Source organism: Brasilonema angustatum (assembly GCF_059505445.1).
In genome coordinates, this window is the sequence record NZ_JCACKO010000146.1 from 1 (window position 1) to 19,086 (window position 19,086).

General features: G+C 41.8%; 13 protein-coding genes. 10 read left to right on the top strand and 3 right to left on the bottom strand.

Going from position 1 to position 19,086, the window contains the following annotated elements; genetic code table 11:
- The first annotated feature begins 126 nt into the window (after window positions 1-126).
- From AC5JM2_RS30055 to AC5JM2_RS30065, 3 genes are all read left to right on the top strand, one after another.
- Complete coding sequence (locus AC5JM2_RS30055) at window positions 127-339, top strand: helix-turn-helix domain-containing protein (protein ID WP_495838892.1); 213 nt, start codon at window positions 127-129, stop codon at window positions 337-339.
- A gap of 139 nt (window positions 340-478) precedes the next feature.
- Entirely contained in the window at window positions 479-667 is a 189-nt protein-coding gene (locus tag AC5JM2_RS30060) for a hypothetical protein (RefSeq protein WP_495838894.1), read from the top strand.
- A 36-nt stretch (window positions 668-703) separates the two neighbouring features.
- A complete protein-coding gene (locus AC5JM2_RS30065; protein ID WP_495838896.1) occupies window positions 704-1,099 on the top strand; it encodes a transposase in 396 nt (131 codons plus the stop codon).
- Between the two features lie 166 nt (window positions 1,100-1,265).
- Here the strand turns inward: AC5JM2_RS30065 and AC5JM2_RS30070 are convergent, their stop codons facing one another.
- From AC5JM2_RS30070 to AC5JM2_RS30080, 3 genes are all read right to left on the bottom strand, one after another.
- Window positions 1,266-1,760, bottom strand: coding sequence for a zinc ribbon domain-containing protein (locus AC5JM2_RS30070; protein WP_495838898.1), 495 nt, complete (start codon window positions 1,758-1,760; stop codon window positions 1,266-1,268).
- Window positions 1,702-2,160 (bottom strand): hypothetical protein, encoded by a 459-nt coding sequence (locus AC5JM2_RS30075; protein ID WP_495838900.1) that lies wholly within the window; start codon window positions 2,158-2,160, stop codon window positions 1,702-1,704. Before AC5JM2_RS30075 ends, AC5JM2_RS30070 begins: the two co-directional genes overlap by 59 nt.
- Before the next feature lie 78 nt (window positions 2,161-2,238).
- The gene (locus tag AC5JM2_RS30080) at window positions 2,239-2,628 is read right to left on the bottom strand and encodes a helix-turn-helix domain-containing protein (protein WP_495838902.1); all 390 of its coding nucleotides are present in this window, start codon (window positions 2,626-2,628) and stop codon (window positions 2,239-2,241) included.
- 67 nt (window positions 2,629-2,695) lie between these two features.
- Here AC5JM2_RS30080 and AC5JM2_RS30085 point away from each other — a divergent pair, with 67 nt between their 5' ends.
- The 7 genes from AC5JM2_RS30085 to AC5JM2_RS30115 all read left to right on the top strand — a co-directional run bounded on the left by AC5JM2_RS30085 (window position 2,696) and on the right by AC5JM2_RS30115 (window position 19,084).
- Window positions 2,696-2,878: a hypothetical protein gene (locus AC5JM2_RS30085; RefSeq protein ID WP_495838904.1), complete on the top strand. Its 183-nt coding sequence runs from the start codon at window positions 2,696-2,698 to the stop codon at window positions 2,876-2,878.
- Window positions 2,879-3,541: 663 nt separating this feature from the next.
- Window positions 3,542-3,700 carry a hypothetical protein gene (locus AC5JM2_RS30090; RefSeq protein WP_495838906.1) on the top strand — a complete coding sequence of 53 codons (159 nt, stop codon included), beginning with the start codon at window positions 3,542-3,544 and terminating at the stop codon, window positions 3,698-3,700.
- A 565-nt stretch (window positions 3,701-4,265) separates the two neighbouring features.
- A complete protein-coding gene (locus AC5JM2_RS30095; RefSeq protein ID WP_495838908.1) occupies window positions 4,266-5,384 on the top strand; it encodes a glycosyltransferase family 4 protein in 1,119 nt (372 codons plus the stop codon).
- A 1,141-nt stretch (window positions 5,385-6,525) separates the two neighbouring features.
- Entirely contained in the window at window positions 6,526-7,998 is a 1,473-nt protein-coding gene (locus AC5JM2_RS30100; RefSeq protein ID WP_495838910.1) for an AAA-like domain-containing protein, read from the top strand.
- Window positions 7,999-9,350: 1,352 nt separating this feature from the next.
- Complete coding sequence (locus AC5JM2_RS30105; protein ID WP_495838912.1) at window positions 9,351-11,438, top strand: patatin-like phospholipase family protein; 2,088 nt, start codon at window positions 9,351-9,353, stop codon at window positions 11,436-11,438.
- A gap of 245 nt (window positions 11,439-11,683) precedes the next feature.
- Window positions 11,684-12,076: a hypothetical protein gene (locus AC5JM2_RS30110; protein ID WP_495838914.1), complete on the top strand. Its 393-nt coding sequence runs from the start codon at window positions 11,684-11,686 to the stop codon at window positions 12,074-12,076.
- Between the two features lie 423 nt (window positions 12,077-12,499).
- Window positions 12,500-19,084, top strand: coding sequence for an amino acid adenylation domain-containing protein (locus AC5JM2_RS30115; protein WP_495838916.1), 6,585 nt, complete (start codon window positions 12,500-12,502; stop codon window positions 19,082-19,084).
- The last annotated feature ends 2 nt before the right edge of the window (window positions 19,085-19,086 follow it).

Here is a 19,086-nt window from a genome sequence, read left to right on the forward strand (position 1 = left end):
CTGGATAATTTAACTTATTTACTACTTGCTTACTCCGGAAAGTGACAGAAGAGGGTTATAGCGGTTCTCAGTTGAGTCACATACAAATGTGATAAATTTATAACTGGGTGTATTCAGGAGTGTTTGATGAAAGCTTACTCAAATGATTTACGTCAAAAAATCATTAACGCTTATATTAATCGGGAAGGTTCATATCGACAACTAGCGCTAAAATTTAATGTTAGTCTTAGTTTTGTACAAACATTAATAAATCGTTATCAAGATATAGGTAGAGTTGAACCATTGCCACATGGAGGTGGTCAAAAACCAAAAATTAATCATAAAAATTCAGAAATATAACAAAAATTGGTAACAGAAAACAACGATGGCACTCTGGAAGAGCTATGTGAAATATTCCAGGCAAAAACCCAGATGAAAGTTAGCCGAGCCACAATGGGAAGAATGTTGCAGAGACTGGAATTAACGCGAAAAAAAAACTTTGCACGCCAGTGAACAAGATACGGAAAGAGTACAAAAATTAAGACAGGAGTTTTGGGAAATTATCCGTACATTTGACCCGAACAACTTGGTGTTTGTTGATGAATCTGGGGTCAATATTGCCATGACTCGACTTTATGCTAGAGCATTAAGAGGGAAAAGAGCGCATGGCGATAAGCCGGAGGCTTGACGCTGCGCGTATCGCCCTGACAAACGTGGAAAAAATGTGACAATCATTGGAGCCATCGGATTAAGGGGTATCGTTGGTGCAATGAATTTTAAAGGTGGGACAGATACTCTAGCTTTTAAAACATATATTAAAGAAGTTTTAGTTCCTAATCTTTGGCCAGGTGCTTGTGTCGTAATGGATAATTTTAGTTCTCATAAAGTTGCAGGTATTAAAGAAGCAATTGAAGAGGTTGGCGCTCACCTAATTTATTTATCTCCTTACTCACCGGATTTTTCACCAATCGAAAATTGTTGGTCTAAAATTAAAGAATTTTTACGCTCGCTCGCAGCCCGTACATATGAAGATTTAGATAAAGCGATTACAGAAGCTTTTGAGAGTATTAATTTGAGTGACATTCTTGGCTGGTTCAAACATTGCGGTTACTGTATGTGACTCAATTGAGAACCGCTATAGCCCTCTTCTGTCACTTTCCGGGTGAGCAATCTCTGGAAGGCTTATCAGGCAAACAATACAAGCTATCCTATTAGAAAAAAATGGGTGTGGTCTTTATTATTAGAAAAAAATTGTGCGATCCCTTACCAAATAAAAGCTCTAGAATTCAAAAATGGTAAATGTTTTCGGAGAGTGACAGAACAGGGATAGTAGTAGAGTCACCCACTACCGAATTCCCTTTACGGCGTTTTATCGTTGGGAACAGTCCCAGCCCAACGCGCTTAATATTGATTCCCGCGTTTATATCGCGATCAACGTTAAGCGAAAGTTTAGCGTCCCAGTAAGAGCGCATATCGCAGTCGGTAAAGACTATCTCGTCACGATACGCGAGCAATTGAGATGTGTATGCAGGATTCACTGCGATAACCCTAGCCCCAGCTTTCGCGGCTATGTATTCTAGGGTGAGGAAAAACTGTCCAAAGGCAGCGTCGTTCCAGGACTTGTTTAGTCCGGACTTAGCCGATTGACCATTAGGTAAAAATTTACCATCTTCATCAAGTTTTGCTTTGTTGCGTTTTGACAGTGCTTTTAGGTTTAAGTCCTCATGGACAAAAACTTTCTTGCCTGTCCGCACCAACCCATGAGCAGTCTTGAATGCCATGGTCTTTCCTCGCTTTTGCGATACGTTGATGTTCGCGTCCTTGGCGCTTGCCAAGTTTACGACGCGCTTTGCTCGCCTTAAGCTTCTTTTCCTTGCAACGCGCTACTTTAGCCAAGCGCTTTTCGGATTTTCTCAAAGACTTCAAAGAAGGTAGCTTAGTCCCCTCTGAAGTTGCCAAGTAATCTTGCTCATGCAGTACCGCGTCCATCCCTAAAGTGTTTTCCCACGTGGGAGTTATATCATCAGGGTTAAAAACTGGGACAGTTCGGTCTTCCAAACAAATAGTTGCGTACCAACCATCAGACTTTTTGGTTAGCAACATATTTTTGAGGACAAACCCATCTGGTAGTGGGCGGTGTAGCCGTATTTTCAACCAACCTTTAAGTTTTGAAATTGACAAGAACAGCCAATCTTTTTCTATCTTTTCAATAGTTATGGCTTGCCCTTCTATTCTCAAAGTTCGGTAACGCGCTGAATTCTAAAAGCGTGGTCGTCCACTACATTTTCCGTTGCTATCTCCTTGGAGAAAACGCTTAAATGCTAGGTTTACACGCTTTGATACGTCTTGTAGCGTTTGAGATGGTACAGACATGAAATCTAGCAATTCACCAGAATGGTGAACAATAACTAGGTCTTGTTTCAGGATTGGTAGCTGTTTCTTCTGAGAGTAAAAATCGGGGTTATTTCGTAGCTGTGGTAGTGCGCAAACCAGCGGACAAGAGTTAATATCATTGCGGTTATCTTGCCACCAATTAAACCTATCTCCAAGTTGCTTATTGTACCAATACTGAGCAATACGCAACCATACATTCAATTGTTGTTTTTGATTAGCGATTGGGTACGCACGGTATTGATAGTTAAGCAGCACTTAAAAATCACCTTTTTGTCAAATCTTTTTATTCTGACTATGGTTAGCTTAGACGTTGGAGATAAGAATGTCAAGCAGAAAAGGCAAAAAAGCTGTAAAAAATGTACCAATACTCCACGAAGAGTTAAAAGCCAAACATACAGTATGGCTTACACCTCAAGCCTGGGAGCGATTACAAGGTAAAGCAATAAGTAGTGGTATTAGTGTTAGTGAATTACTCGAAAAAATAGCTACCGAGCTAGAACTTTGATTGTCTTTAATAGCACGATAATTGGGGATACGTCAGCCATCCCACTCTAGCGCTTTCATCTGTGATGAGCATTGGTCGGGCGGGGATGTCTTCCTTATCCCCCGCCTTATATCCCGACACCAAACTGAGTACAGTTATGGTGCGGGGCTTACGGCGAAGAAGCTAAATGTTGAGTTCCACTTGATTCGACTCAACCTACAAAGTCAGCAGGGTAAGCGCATCTTGTCAATAACAACGTCTCACTATCAATAAAGGTCTAGTAACTTGCATTAATGCTTGCTTATTGACAATTATTAGGTGAGCACTTTCACTCTCAGAAAATCAATCAAACGAGAAATTCTTATGTTTTAGTTAACACACTAACCAAGGTTTTTGTCAATACTAATTTAGATATACTTACCCTAACAAAGTCAGAACTTACGCAAAAATAACATATTTGCGTCATTGTAGCTTAAGGAAGGAATCTCAGAGTCTTCTTCTTTCGTAACTCATGCCTAAATCATAAAATAAAGGTCTTGATGTTTACTTTATAAATCAGAATCTTTGGTAAATACAAAAGTTACTATCTTGATTAGAGAATCAAACAGGAGTATCCTTAGCAATCAACTGCCTTTTCTTGATAACTTTAACAAGTCAATGTTGCATTATACAGAAAAGTTCAGTATGGCACGTGAAAAACAAAAGGAACTTAAATGTATGGATTTTTTATCTGGATCTGCTTCAAACAATCTTCAAGATTCTCTATCTGCATTCAACCCATCTGCCACATTTCACTTTTACTTTGGCACTCCACAAGACATTATGAGTGCCACAAAGCTCTAAGGAAGCGGCAGCTCCATCTTTACGGTCAACAGCATTGCAGATGCAGTGGACCGTAAAGATGGGGCAATACTGTAAGGGTGAGTTACATCACCTTGGTTTAAGAGCACATTTTCAGGGTAGCGGTATCACTAACTGTAGTGGTAGCCTCAGTAATAAGTCAGGAAATAGTAGCAGTAGCATCTATAATTAGAACGATAACGTGACAGTGGTCTTCAGTACTCTCACCCTCAATCAAGCTTTAGTACGGTGGTGGCATATTCAATAATTGTCGTGATACAGCCAGAGTGCAAAACACGACTATCGCCACTAACCTGTTGAAATCGGGTGGTATCAACCCTAATGTGGCAGGCAACTTCACCAGCGATGGCAGTAGTGGATGTGGAGCCACAAAAGTAGTGTACTAGTAAACAATTATTGGGATGATTATATCTTGGTCATTAGCAAAGACTGGATGTGATCGTAAGCGTTTAAAAAGTTTTGAGCGCAAGCTCTTGCCAGTTAACATAGTTTATCGGTTAACAATCGCGTTGCAGTGTTAATATCCAGCAAATACCTAAATCATGAGATGAACGTCTTGAAATACCACATAGCTTTATGCCCTTCATGTGATTTAGAAGCGATCGCCCGAAATGCTCAAGCAGGAAAAAATCCCAGGCATGCAATATGGGATTTGAATCAGCTTTTGGGGGCGACGATTCATCAACCAGCAGGTGAGTCAGTTCTACCGATAGATAGAATGCGTGCAAGGATTATTGGTCGTCCTGAACACTGGGCTTTAGCACGCAAGTTATCCTTGGAGCTTCAGGAGGATGATGTCATATATTGCACTGGTGAAATCATAGGCTTTCCAATTGCCGCACTTTGCGGTGCGAGACAGAAGCGACCCAAAATTATTGTTTTTGTTCACAACTCTAATCGACCACGAAGTTCTCTAGCATTGAACTTGTTTCAACTAGCAGACCGAATTGATTTATTTGTCACACACAACCTTAATCAGGCTGAATTCCTTGGTCACTACCTGCACTTAAGTGAAAACCGAATTTATCTATTACCTTCAGTATCTACAGATCTGTCGTTTTTCACACCAGGATCGGTTTCACCAAACAAGTCGCGTCCAATTATTGGTAGTGGAGGTTTGGAGAAACGGGACTATGCAACTCTAGCTGATGCCACTAAAGACTTAGATGTCGATGTGAAGATTTGTGCTTTTTCACCCAGCACAAGAGCACCAAGAGGAGCATTTCCAAAAGTCACACCAAGTAATATGTCGTTTCGCTTTTACGAGTGGTGCGAGTTATTGCAGCTTTACCGGGATTCTGACATAGTTGTTTTAAGCCTTCTTGAGAATAATTTTAACGCTGGACTCACCACTGCGTTTGAAGCGATGGCTTGTAAACGACCTGTAATCATCACTCGCTCGCCAGGAATGATTAGTGATCTGATTGATTCCGGTGTTGCGATTGGTGTAAATCCTCATGATCCAATGGGGCTCAAGCAAGCAATCCAGGATCTTTTAAACAATCCTCAAAAAGCTGAAATGTTGGCTCACAAAGGTTATGAACTGGTACAGAACCAACACAATCATGATAAGTATGTTCAAGTTTTGGGGACAAAATTTGTTTCTAAATTTGGAGGCATAAAAAACTTGTCAAGTCCCTTGAGGGAAATTCAACATTCCAAATGATGAATTCAAAATTATCAATCCCCATACCCGTGGGCTTGATTCATAAGATACGGCATTATGAATTCTTTTTGAATTTTGTAAAGCGCGTGGCTCTAGGGCATATTTTTCATTTCAGGGTGTCTTAGCCGAAGGCGGCTTCTAAAGGAGCGCCGCCCTTGTTGATCATTGTCTGTTTTAGACATAACAAATACAGAAAAAGTTAAACACGATTTCTGTCCGTGCACTGAAATTCTGTGCTGCTTGTTGAGAAGCACTCGGCTTAGGCTAAACGCAGAACTGAAAATATGCCCACGAGTTTATTAATGGGATTGAGATTATTTTGTTTCATAGTTGAAGTCAATGCCTGGTATTATCCTGTGCACCTCTCCGTTAGAACCGTACATGTAGTAGGATAGGTAACTAGCAAGTTACCAGTATTGGCACTTTATCTACCTGATCTACCTGGCAACTGCTATAAAAGAACATTAAGCTTTGTTGGTGCAAGATGTCAGCCTCTTACGGGCGCGGCGATTGCGCAAAGCGCAGACGCCAGAGGCGTATCCCTCCCGTTACATATGAAAGAAACACAATATCTCTAAATCCTTGCTAGATAAGGGTTTGAAAATGTGTTTTTTAAGAGCAGTTCAACTGGCGGCGCACCACCCGCTACGAATGAAAAAAACACTCTTTTCACGCCCTATGGCTAACGCCACGCCTTACGGTGAGACCAGCGCCTCTGTCGGGAAAGCCCTCATTCGCGCTGGTCTCACCAGATACCTAGGTCGGGAGACCCTCATCAAGTACTGGCTCACGCCACATGCCTCAACGCGGGGAACCCGCGCACGGCAGTGGCTCCCCTACACCCCTACACCCTTACACCCCTGTGTTTCTTGAAAGTAGCTAAGCTGCCCTAGTAGTCTGCCAAGGTAACAATGCTTGGTTAATAGCAGCAAGAAAAATCTCTTTCTCCCCCTGCTTCCTCTGCTTCCCCTGCCTCCCCTGCTTGCCTTAACCCGGCAATTTTGGGTTGGTCGAGTACTAGGCAACTGTCCGTCCCTTTGTGCTTTCATTTTTGTAAAAATTGTTCTTTAGATGTATATTATTACTAGTAAATAAAATATGCGTAAAATTACTTAACTTTCACTTTAACTTTTTATAAACCGTGGAACATCTACTGGAAGCTTTAGGACGAATTCTCCAAGACAAGCCCCTTGGTTCCATTCAGCAGTTTGTACTTCATCAATCATTGCTAGGAAAAACTTACGGTGAAATGGCCAAAGGCTCAGGCTACGCTAGCGACTACATAAAGGAAGTTGGCTCCCAGTTGTGGCAAGACCTTTCAGAGGCACTTGGCGAAAGAATAACTAAAAAAAATCTGCATCTAGTTTTGAGCAGATTCGAGCAAGATAACGTTGTTCTGCACAACAAGCAGCCTCAACAACAGTTTCAAGCACATTTTGGTGCGCAAAAAACTTCTCTAGATTTAGTTACAGTAACCAAGCCAGACTTTCCAGGTGGTCCTGTACCACTGGCTTCTCCTTTCTACGTCAATCGCCCTCCCCTTGAAGAACTTGTTTGTACAGAAATCATGCAACCGGGTTGCTTGATCCGTATCAAAGCACCCAGAAAAATGGGGAAAAGTTCGCTGCTCAACAGAATGATTTTTCACGCTAAAAAACAGGATTATAAAACCGTTTATTTAGACTTTCAGGAAGCTGATGAAGAGGTTTTTGCATCGATAGAGAAGTTTTTGCGTTGGTTGTGCATCAATGTCAGCAGGCAGTTGAACCTGCCCCCCAATCTGGATGATTTTTGGGATGCAGAGATGGGCAGCAAGGTGAGCTGCAAAATTTATTTCGAGGGGTATGTGCTGCAATGTATTGAGAATAATGCAGTAGTCTTGGCTTTAAATGAAGTCAACCGGGTTTTTGAACATCCTAATATTGCTCAAGACTTCTTGCCAATGCTACGATTTTGGCACGAGGTGGCAAAACAAGATAGCATCTGGCAAAAATTGCGTTTAGTGGTGGTTCATAGCACAGAAGTGTATATCCCGCTCAAGCTTAACCAATCTCCTTTCAATGTTGGGTTGACAGTCTCACTACCGCCATTTACTCTCAAGCAAGTACAGAATGTAGCACAATCCTATGGAATAGATTGGGCCGCAAACGATCAAGGAGCAAGACACCTGATACCGTTACAAGTAATGATGGGAGGGCATCCCTATCTAGTGAGTCTTGGGCTTTATCATATATCTCAGGAGGAGGTGACGCTAGAGGAGTTATTACAAACAGCTCACACACTCGGTGGAATTTATAGTCAACATCTTAGAGAACTCTTAGCCCTACTCCAAGCTGATCCACAACTAATATCAGCTATGCAAGAGGTTGTGATGGGCAATGAAACAGTGCAGTTCGATGCGATCGCAGCTTACAAGCTAGAAAGCATGGGTTTGGTTCAATTAGACGACAATCAAGCAAAACCAAGTTGCGAGTTGTATCGCCTTTTCTTTAGCCAACAGCTTGCAAAGCAAAATTATACTAGCAATTGTTTGAAGTCGTTGAAGCAAGAACAACAAAAATCCAATCACATCAGCCAGACTGATGTGTTAAGTCAATTCCTCAATTTACGCTAATTTGCGCGGCAGCATGAAAGCTCCAATGAATTGACACTCAAAAGTTATTTATATCGGAGATGAAATGCGACGACGCATTGTCCATTTCATCTAATCCGGTAAAATCTGCCTTAGCGCAGCAGCTCCCCTTGCCCGCTTCCTCATTACAAGTTAACGGGATAAGAAGTGCACGATCTTGGCGGAAAAATCGCCCAAATATTAGCCAGTATACAAAAGACTTCTTGCAAAAGTCAAACAAGGTGAATGTCATTCTGAAGCGCGTAGCGGGCAAGGGAGGGCAGCGAAACGCAGTGTAGGAAAGAATCTCCACCAGATGTTTAGCTTCGCTCAACATGACAATTCAAGCACTTTTGCAAGAGGTCTATTGTTTATACATAAATGAAGTTGTTTTGGATGGCGATCGCCAATCCCAAATCTTCAAATGTCCAAAATTCGTAGTGTGACACTTTAGAGGATGTCTGAAAAGTAAGAAAGCCCACGTAACGGTATCCTGTCAGTAGAAAAAATACTTAAGTATGACAGCGTTACGAGAGCCATGAATCCATCGTATTTCAAGAAAATGCAACAGTAGTTAAGACAGTTAAGACAGTTAAGACAGTTAAGACAGTTAAGACAGTTAAGCAGATATTTAAAAGAATGAAAACACAGTTAAAACAGTAAAGAAAAAATAATGAAAAACTATAACTTATTTGCAGCTAGCGTGTGTCTGCAAACTCACAACTATAGTATGATGGCTGCAATCGATAACATCAGAAGATAGTTTTTGACGCGCTTTTGGTATCGTTTAGGCACACTGTAGAACTGCTAAAATCGGTTGAGTGGACGTTCTACAAGATTAGGGAGGAATGTATACTTGGTTGTGATTCAAAAATGTACCGATCAACTGAGATTTGTACCAACAACTAAAGCAGGTAGGTGTAATTGTAGTATGTAGTAGGTTTTTCTTCGCTTGTTTACAGGAAGATTGGTCACACAAATATCAATATATTGGTATCAGCCTCAAAGCAAACGAATGAGGTATCAACACTGGTATTAAACGTTTTATAGAGGTCGTTCAACATGTTTATCAAAGAGCAGTAGTTTCCAGAACCTATCTTTCGCTTTTTCATGAGAGTTAATATGAACAAAGTGAAAAATGTATATCTTCAAGTAGGTCGTGACTTGATGTTGAAAAATTTTATGTCATTTCATCTGACAGTTAATAGTTTTCGGCAAAGGGAACTGGGAGGATCAAATTATATCTATTGAAATTGTCGTGAAATGGTATCAAATACAAGATGATGTGAAATAACAGAAAAACTCAATTTTTGCTCAATACATAAAATATCCTCATACTTGGAGAGATAAATATTGTGATAAACAAAGTAGATACTCGACTAGTTCTAACCTTTGATGGTCAACAGAATTATATAGATTTTGGTAGAAATGATATTGGTGGTGTTTTTGCTGAGGGGAATTCCGCCTTTACAATTTCAGGATGGGTTAATCCTCATCAACTAACAAACAAAGCCAGCACTTATGGGACGCGCAATGTTTTTTTTGCCCGTTCTTCAGATATATACAGTGATAATTTTGAGTTCGGTATAAGTGAGTCAGGAAATCTAGATGTATACATTGATGAGAAAGTTGACAATGTGATCAAAAACTTTGGCAATGGAGAATTAAGTGTCGGACAATGGCACTTCTTTGCTATTGTTTTTAATCAAGGTCAACTAACCATATTTCTTGATGAGCATGAGTATGCTGACTCTTTGGCAGGTACCTCTTTAAACAAAGCAACTAGTTCTGTAACTCTTGGCGCGACTTTACACAACAACATATATTTCACAGGTCAATTAGCTAACATTAGCGTCTGGAATTACCCCTGTTCCCAAACGGAAATCCAAACGCAACGGTATCAGTTTTTAGTTGGGAATGAACAAGGATTAGTAGCTTACTGGGCATTAAACGAGGGAGAAGGGACTACAATCCGAGACCAAACTGGAAATGGTTATGATGGAAAGTTGCATGGCAATCCCACTTGGGATTTAGCAGAACTTCCATTTACGCTTGCACAATCCTCCAGTGAAGACGAGAGACAAGGTGAGACAGCAAGTGATTTAGAGGAAAACCCCCCTTTAACAGAAACTGCAGTACTACAGGAAGATTCCCCGACTCAAGCGACGACTGATTTAGCGCCAGTGATAACAGGGGATGAGGATCAACCAAAGGAAGAAAAAGAAACAAAGAAAAAATCTGCTAACGCCCAAACCTCTCTAACCTCCTCGCCAAAAGAGGAGGAAATCAAAATAAATCAAACTAGTCAAAGCGGAGTTTTAGTCACTATTCAACTGCAGGAACAATCAGAAACATTAACTCAGAAGGAATCCCAAGAAACCATGAATACAACAGCTAATTCCAAATATAAAATACTTGCCATTGATGGAGGCGGTATTCGAGGCATTATCCCAGCACTGATATTAGCAGAAATTGAAAAGCGCACACAAAAGCAGATTTTTAGTTTGTTTGATTTAATTGCTGGCACTTCTAGCGGAGGAATTCTTGCACTCGGACTAACTAAACCCGGATTAACTCCAGAGTTATCTGAGAATTTGTCAGTCGCCCAATACAGTGCTGAGGCTCTCCTGCAAATATTTCTTGAATATGGATGTGAGATATTTTATGAGCCATTCTTTGAAAGAATACTCGGTCAGATAGAGGATATATTTATCCAGCCAAAATATTCTTCTGAGGGCAGAGAGGAAATTTTAAGGCAATATTTTGGATACACTCCTTTAGAAAACAATCTCAAAGAAGTTTTCGTCACTAGCTACGATATCGAGCAGCGAATTCCTATATTCTTTACAAATAAATTGGAAAAACAAAAGACAGAATCTCGAAATTTTCGCAAATTATGTGGAGGTTTAACACTCACAGATGCGGCTTTAGCAACTAGTGCTACTCCCACTTATTTTGCTCCCCATCGTATTCCTACTTTCCATAATACAAACGGTTTTTATACTTTAGTCGATGGAGGATTGGTAGCTAATAATCCTTCGAGTTTGGCTATTTTGGAAGCACAAATTAGTAGACAAGAAAACAAACAAGTGCTCAATACAGAGGATATTTTGCTAGTGTCCTTAGGTACAGGTTCTCTGACGAGTGTCTATCCTTATAACGAAGTCAAAAACTGGGGACTGTTGCAATGGGGAAGACCGCTTTTAAATATGGTATTTGACGGTGGTAGTGAAGTCGTAGCCGGAGAATTAGAACGGTTGTTTGAATCTAATAACAAAGAAACTCAAACTTATTATCGGTTCCAAACGTTCTTAACTGGCGAATTGGAAGAAATAGATAATACCAAACCGGAGAATATCCGCAAGCTACAAGTCATAGCTCGTAAATTGATTACCGAAAAAAGCCAACAAATCGATGAGTTATGCAGTATTTTATCAAGCTAAATATTATAACATAATTTATAAGTTAAATCAACAATAACGCTATTTTACAGCGAAGGTTGTGTTGGACTAAGCTATCAGGTTAGGGTAAATAGAGAAAATTTTCTAAAATTTTAACCTTATCTGAGCGTGAGTCACTCTATTCTCGCTTAGTCTAGATTTAAAAATAGGTTTCTTTGTTTACAAAGACTCCAGTTTGATACCCTGAGTAATGTTTGAACCAAAACCTAAAATTTGAGGTAATTCCAATGGATGAAATCGTTAAAAAACTTGCCGGTCTGGGTCTTCCTGGCATAATTCTCGTGATTATAACAGCCACAGCAGGAGGCAGTTCTGCTGCTGTTGCTGCTGCCCTCACAGCGGTGGGAGGACCGTTTGGCATCTTAGGAGGTATAGGACTGCTTGGTCTAGTAACGGTTTTGGGGGATACTATAGCAGGATTTGGAATTGAAGCCATTCTTAAAGCCGTCTATGCAGAACGTAGCAAAACCGAATCCGTGAGATTTCTCCTCAAAGAAATTAATGATTTACCCATTTCAGACGAGCTAAAACTCAAACTGAAAAATCAACTTACCCCAGAAACTAATACTTATACTGTGCCATCTGATGAACCAAGGACAGTTGAAATTGTCGATGAATAATTTCACGGTGAAATTCGGTGAAATTCCAGATTGAATGTCACTATGTACAGACGTTGGCTCAATTTGTAACTTTTTGAATGCAAAGGAATGCGGAGTTAGCCCACGTAGAGTTTAGCCAAATTTAATCTGTTACAAATTTTGAGAAAAAATGGCCTTTGAGTCCAATTTTCCTGGATAAAATCCTCAAAGGCCATTACTCAAAATTATCTAACTGATAGTGTTCAAGTAGTTTCTCAAACAATGGTTATCTTATACCCTGATCTTCTTCATCCTTTAACCTTGGTTTGAGAAATATCTAGCTCATGTTACAACGTATTCATCAGTTATTTGAAAACCAAATTGTGTGAACTCCGCAAGCAATAGCTAACGCTTGCTCAATAAAAATCCAAAATCTGAAACATTTACATCCATTTCATTAAGTATATGCAAGAAAATTTGGTTAGTTCTACTCATTCTATTAATGATTCTTATGCTTTAACTGAGCAGGACCAACATAAAATCTTAGTGGAATGGAATGATACAACGGTAGATTACCCCAAACATTTATGTATACATCAGTTATTTGAAGCACAAGTGGACAAAACTCCAGACAATATTGCTGTCGTCTTCAATGAACAGAAACTCACATATCAAGAGTTGAACCACCGAGCCAACCAAATAGCACATTATCTACAATCTTTGGGTGTGGGAACAGAAGTTCTGGTAGGGATTTGCGTTGAACGATCCTTGGAAATGGTAGTGGGAATGTTGGGAATTCTCAAGGCGGGTGGAGCATATGTGCCCTTAGATCCAACGTATCCCAAAGAGCGTTTATCGTTCATGCTGTCAGATTCACAAGTGCCAGTGCTGCTGACTCAGGAAAAGTTTGTTACAGGTTTTACCGAAAGCGCGGTGAAAACGGTTTGTCTGGATACTGACTGGGAATCCATCAATCACCAAAGCCAAGAAAATCTGACAAGCGACGTGACGGCAGAAAACCTGGCTTATGTCATCTATACCTCTGGTTCTACAGGAACACCAAAGGGAGTCGCTGTACCGCATCGGGCTGTCAATCGGCTAGTATGCAATACCAATTACGTGCAGTTAGACAAGAGCGATGCCTGCGGCGGTAAACTACGCATTGCTCAAGCCTCAAATGCTTCCTTTGACGCAGCTACTTTCGAGATCTGGGGTTCTCTCCTGCATGGGGCTAGGCTGGTGATCATTCCTCAGAATGTTGTGCTTTCGCCCCGGGATTTTGCCGCGTGCATCCGCGAACAAAAAATTAGTGTATTATTCTTGACCACGGCTTTATTTAATCAGTTAGCGAGCATTGTTCCTCAGGCATTTAAAAACCTGCGGCATTTGCTATTTGGCGGCGAAGCTGTTGATCCCAAGTCGGTTCAAGCAGTTCTTAAGAATGAGCCGCCACAGCGATTGCTACATGTTTATGGCCCGACTGAGAGTACAACATTTTCTTGTTGGTACTTGGTGGAGGATGTTCCAGAAGGAGCAACTAATCTACCGATTGGTCGCCCAATTTCCAATACACAAATATATATACTGAATTGCAAACTTCAACCAGTCTCAGTTGGTACTGCTGGTGAATTATATATTGGCGGCGACGGCTTGGCACGAGGCTACCTAAATCGCCCAGATTTAACCAAAGAAAAATTTATTCCTAATCCCTTTGGCAATTCAAAATTATATAAAACAGGTGACTTAGCCCGCTATTTACCAGATGGCAACATTGAGTTTCTGGGTCGAGTCGATAATCAGGTGAAGATTCGCGGCTTCCGCATTGAACTGGGAGAAATTGAGGCGCTTTTGAGTCAACACTCGGATGTACAGCAGGCTGTGGTAATTGCCCGTGAAGACATTCCTGGTGATAAGCGTCTTGTTGCTTATATTGTCCTTAATCACAAGCTGGAAGCGAACACCACTACTTTGAAATGTTTCCTTGAAGAAAAGCTGCCCAATTATATGGTGCCAGCAGTCTTTATGATTTTGGACTTTTTCCCCCTCACTCCTAATGGGAAGGTGGATCGTCGCCATCTGCCCGCCCCCGATCGCTCACGCCCCGATCTCGAAGAAACCTTCGTCGCACCTCGTAACCCAATTGAGGAGAAGTTAGCGATCATCTGGGCTGAGTTACTGGGACTTGAGCAGATTGGAGTTAATGATAATTTTTTCGATCTGGGTGGTCATTCTCTAATTGCAACTCAAATACTTTCTCGCGTGCGCGAAGTTTTCCGAGTCGAGTTATCCTTTCACCAAATATTTGCAAACCCCACCATAGAAAGTTTAGCTCAACTCATAGCAGAGGGTGACAAAGAGAAGCAGTTGCAGCGTCCTACCATAGAACGAATTCCCCATGAGGGACTTTTGTCAGTCTCCTTTGCCCAAGAACGAGTGTACTTCATCCAGCAATTAGCGCCGGAAAATAGTGCCTACCAATTCCAGGCAACGATGCGATTTCAAGGTCGGCTTGATGTCACGGTATTACAACAGTCTCTTGATGAGATTGTGCAGCGTCATGAAATCTTTCGCACGACTTATCCGGCGATAAATGGAAAGCTATTTCAGGTCATCAACCCACATCAACCAATCAGTTTCACAGTGATTGATCTCCAGTCATTCCCTGAAGCTGAACGTGAAGCCGAAATTCAAAAGCTAGTTGAGACAGAAGTGCAGCAGCCCTTTGACATGAATCAACTACCATTAGTTAGGTGGGTTTTGTTGAAGTTGAGCGACCAAGAACATCTGTTGATCCACATTGAACATCACATGGCTCATGATGGTTGGTCATTCAACGTGTTCCTGGGTGAGTTGGTAGAACTTTATCAAGCATTCTCTTTGGATCATCCTTCCCCGCTTCCCGAACCACTCTTGCAGTTTGCGGACTTTGCCCATTGGCAGCGAGAATGGGTCAAAAGCCAGGAAGCCGAAGCCCAATTGACCTACTGGCAACAGAAGTTATCAGGCAGTTCACCCCTGTTAGAATTACCATTAGACCGCCCACGACCAACAGAGCAAACTTACCAAGGCGATCAAATCAGGATGGAACTTCCCATCGACTTGTGTGAATCTCTCAGAGTTCTCAGTCGTCGAGAGGGGGTGACTTTATTCATGACGATGCTGGCAACTTTTCTGGTAATGTTGCACCGATACACTGGGCAAGACGACATTAGTGTGGGGACTGCTGTTGCCAATCGGCGGATGCACGAGATAGAGAAGTTAATTGGCATGATTGTCAATAACTTGGTTTTACGCACTGATTTGTCAGGTGATCCCACATTTCGGGAGTTACTTGGTCGAGTGCGCCAAGTGACAATGGAAGCTTATGCTAACGAAGACCTACCCTTCGATAAAGTGGTGGAAGTTCTCAAGCCAATACGCAACTTGAGTCACAATCCCCTGTTTCAAGTGATGTTCAGCTTCCATGATTCCCCAATGCCGGACTTGAGTCTCCCAGGCTTGGACATCAGCTTGCATGAACCCATCAGCAACAAATCCGCCAAGTTTGATTTGGATTTTCTGGTTATACCGCGTCTTGAACAACGTGTGCAGAACGGTTCTAAAACACGAGCCAAGGGAATCACCTTAGTCTTAGAATACAATAGCGACCTCTTCGATGCTGCTACAATCCAACAGATGGCAGAGCAGTATCAAAAATTATTGTTAGAAATAATAGCTAATCCAGAGCAACACATTGGTAAATTACCTCTGTTAAGTCAATATCAACAAAAGTTGCTGCTGGAATGGAATAAAACTTATAGAGAATATACTCAAACAGAGTGTATTCATAAATTGATTGAGTCTCAGGTGGAGTTAACGCCCAATGCTATCGCGATAGAGCAGGATGGTCAACAATTAACCTATCGTGAATTGAGCGATCGCACCAATCAACTAGCACACTATTTGCAAAGTTTGGCAGTCAAACCAGAAACCCTAGTTGGTATCTGCGTTGACCGTTCCCTAGATATGATTGTCGGCTTACTGGGCATTCTCAAAGCAGGTGGTGCTTATGTTCCCCTAGATCCTGCTTATCCCCAAGAGCGACTGGCTGATATTCTGGAAGATACGCAACTGGGCATCCTGCTGACTCAAGAAAGATTCCGGTCTCAATTACCAGACTATACCGGAAAAACAATTTGTTTAGATACGGACTGGTCAGTCATTGCTCAACATAATACAGCTAACCCGATTAGTGAAGTTCAACTCCACAACCTTGCTTACATTATTTACACCTCTGGTTCCACAGGCAAACCCAAGGGGGTGATGGTTGAACATCGGTCACTGATAAATTTTGTCATAACCGCCATTCATGAATATCGAATTCATGCAGCCGACCATATTCTCCAATTTGCCTCAATCTGCTTTGATACATCTATTGAAGAAATCTTTCCTTGTTTGTGTGTTGGTGCAACATTAGTACTACGCACCGAACAAATGCTGCACTCTAGCGACGAATTTTGGCGATGTTGCCAACAATGGCAGTTAACTGTTTTGGATCTGCCTACAGCTTACTGGCATCAGTTGGTAGCGGAACTTAACCCTCAAGATTCCCGGATTCCCGAAGGTCTGAGAACTGTAATTATTGGAGGAGAAGAAGTTCAACTGGAAAAAGTGAAGCACTGGTACAGTAGTGTTGCTCACTTCCCTCATCCACCCCAATTATTTAATAGTTACGGACCAACAGAAGCAACGGTTGTCACCACCTTACACCACCTCAATTCCTTAACAGCCACCGACGTTTCGATTGGACAACCCATAAGCAATGCTCAGGTTTATATTTTAGATCAATATCTGCAATCTGTGCCCATAGGAGTTCCTGGAGAACTGCACATTAGCGGTGCAGGATTAGCAAGAGGGTATTGGCAACGCCCTGAACTGACGGCGGAGAAATTTATCCAAAATCCGATTGCTTATGCCACCTGCGACCGACTCTATAAAACAGGGGATTTAGCAAGATTTCGAGCAGATGGTACCCTGGAATATCTCGGTCGAGTTGACGATCAAGTGAAAATTCGCGGCTTCCGGATCGAGTTGGGAGAAATTGAGACGGTGTTACGTCAACATCCACAGGTGCACCAAGCTGTCGTCATTGCACGCGTTGACATTCCCGGACAAAAGCGACTTGTGGCTTATGTCGTACCCCACCAGCTGCAACCAACCACCGATGAATTGCGCTATTTTCTCAAACAGAAACTGCCAAATTACATGGTGCCCTCGGCGTTCGTGCTGCTAGAAGCGTTGCCGATGACTCCCAACCGAAAGATAGACTACCACGCTTTACCAGTCCCCGACTTTTCTCGCAGTGTCGAAGATAAATTTCTTGCCCCTCGTACACTTACAGAAGAGAAATTAGCGGCAATCTGGTCAGAAATCTTAAGACTAGAAAAAGTCGGCATCCACGATAACTTTTTTGAATTGGGCGGAGACTCCATCCTCAGCATTCAGATAATTTCCCGTGCCAATCAGGCGGGTATCCAAATTGCTCCAAAACAGCTATTTAAGTATCAAACGATTGCTGAGTTAGCTGCCGTGGCAGGTATCACTCGGTCTATCAAAGCAGAACTTGGCTTAGTGACAGGAACGGTTGTGTTGACACCAATCCAGCAATGGTTTTTCGAGCAGAAATTGTCCGAACCTCATTACTTTAACCAGTCCGCACTGCTGGAAGTGCCAGCAGAGTTGACACATGAGCAATTACAGCAAGTTGTACAACAATTGTTACTGCATCATGATGCTCTACGTCTGCGGTTTATGCCAGAAGGCGAACATTGGCAGCAAATTAACGCCGACACCCTAGAAATTATACCATTAAATGTCGTTGATTTGTCGCACCTTTCGCCAGAAGCACAAGAAACAGCGATGAATGCTGCGGATGTTGAACTTCAGGCTAGTCTGAACTTATTTACTGGATCAATCGTACGAGTAGCACTGTTTCAATTGGGCAAAAATCAACCAGGTCGGTTACTGTTCATCATTCATCACTTAGCAGTAGATGGCATTTCCTGGCGAATTTTGCTCGAAGATTTGGCTACCGCCTATGAACAAATCAGCCGTGGCGACGCTATTAAATTACCACCGAAAACAACTTCCTTTCAATATTGGAGCGATCGCCTGACAGAATATGGACAATCAGAGGCGATCGCCACGGAGTTAGATTACTGGCTCAGTGAGTATAATTTTAAAGTTACTGCCTTGCCAGTTGACTATCCTTCAAATAAAGAAGATAACACCGTAGCCTCAACCGCTTCTATGTCACTTTCTTTAACTGAAGAACAAACCCGCGCCCTATTGCAAGATGTACCCTCTGCCTACAACACTCAAATTAATGATGTGCTGTTGACTGCCTTAGTGCAGAGTTTTTCTCAATGGACGGGAGAACGTTCTCTGCTGATTGATCTTGAAGGTCATGGACGAGAAGATTTGTTTGAGGATGTGGATTTGTCGCGCACTCTAGGTTGGTTTACTACCTTATTCCCCGTTCGGTTACAGCTAGAAGAAAGTGACCATCCAGGAGAAGCTTTAAAGTTAATCAAAGAACAACTGCGGCAAATCCCCAACCGGGGCATTGGTTATGGTGTACTGCGATATTTGAACGAAAACGTCGCAATACGCACAAAACTACAAGCGCTACCCCAACCACTAGTGAGTTTTAACTACCTTGGTCAGTTTGATCAGGTGCTTAGGGCATCTGACGTGTTGGGTTTAGCCAAAGAATTTAAAGCTGAACAAAGTTTACTCAATAAGCGCAGCCATCTGTTAGGAATTAGCGGATTCATTCGCGCAAAAAAACTAGAAATGACTTGGGCTTACAGCGATAAAATTCATAAACGAACCACCATTGAGCGTTTAGCTTTGGGGTTTATGGAAGCATTAAAAACCCTGATTGCTCACTGTCAATCACCTGATGCGATCGGTCATACTCCTTCTGACTTCTCAGCAGCTAAACTCAGCCAAAAACAGTTAGATAAATTCTTATCCAAAATCAACAAAGATAAAACCAAGAAGAGGTAGTT

Bases quoted from the DNA above. Each gene is read 5' to 3' on its own strand.
- AC5JM2_RS30115 (WP_495838916.1), top strand. From the start codon at position 12,500: ATGCAAGAAAATTTGGTTAGTTCTACTCATTCTATTAATGATTCTTAT.
- AC5JM2_RS30090 (WP_495838906.1), top strand. From the start codon at position 3,542: ATGGCACGTGAAAAACAAAAGGAACTTAAATGTATGGATTTTTTATCT.
- AC5JM2_RS30070 (WP_495838898.1), bottom strand. From the start codon at position 1,760: ATGGCATTCAAGACTGCTCATGGGTTGGTGCGGACAGGCAAGAAAGTT.
- AC5JM2_RS30085 (WP_495838904.1), top strand. From the start codon at position 2,696: ATGTCAAGCAGAAAAGGCAAAAAAGCTGTAAAAAATGTACCAATACTC.
- AC5JM2_RS30055 (WP_495838892.1), top strand. From the start codon at position 127: ATGAAAGCTTACTCAAATGATTTACGTCAAAAAATCATTAACGCTTAT.
- AC5JM2_RS30095 (WP_495838908.1), top strand. From the start codon at position 4,266: ATGAACGTCTTGAAATACCACATAGCTTTATGCCCTTCATGTGATTTA.
- AC5JM2_RS30110 (WP_495838914.1), top strand. From the start codon at position 11,684: ATGGATGAAATCGTTAAAAAACTTGCCGGTCTGGGTCTTCCTGGCATA.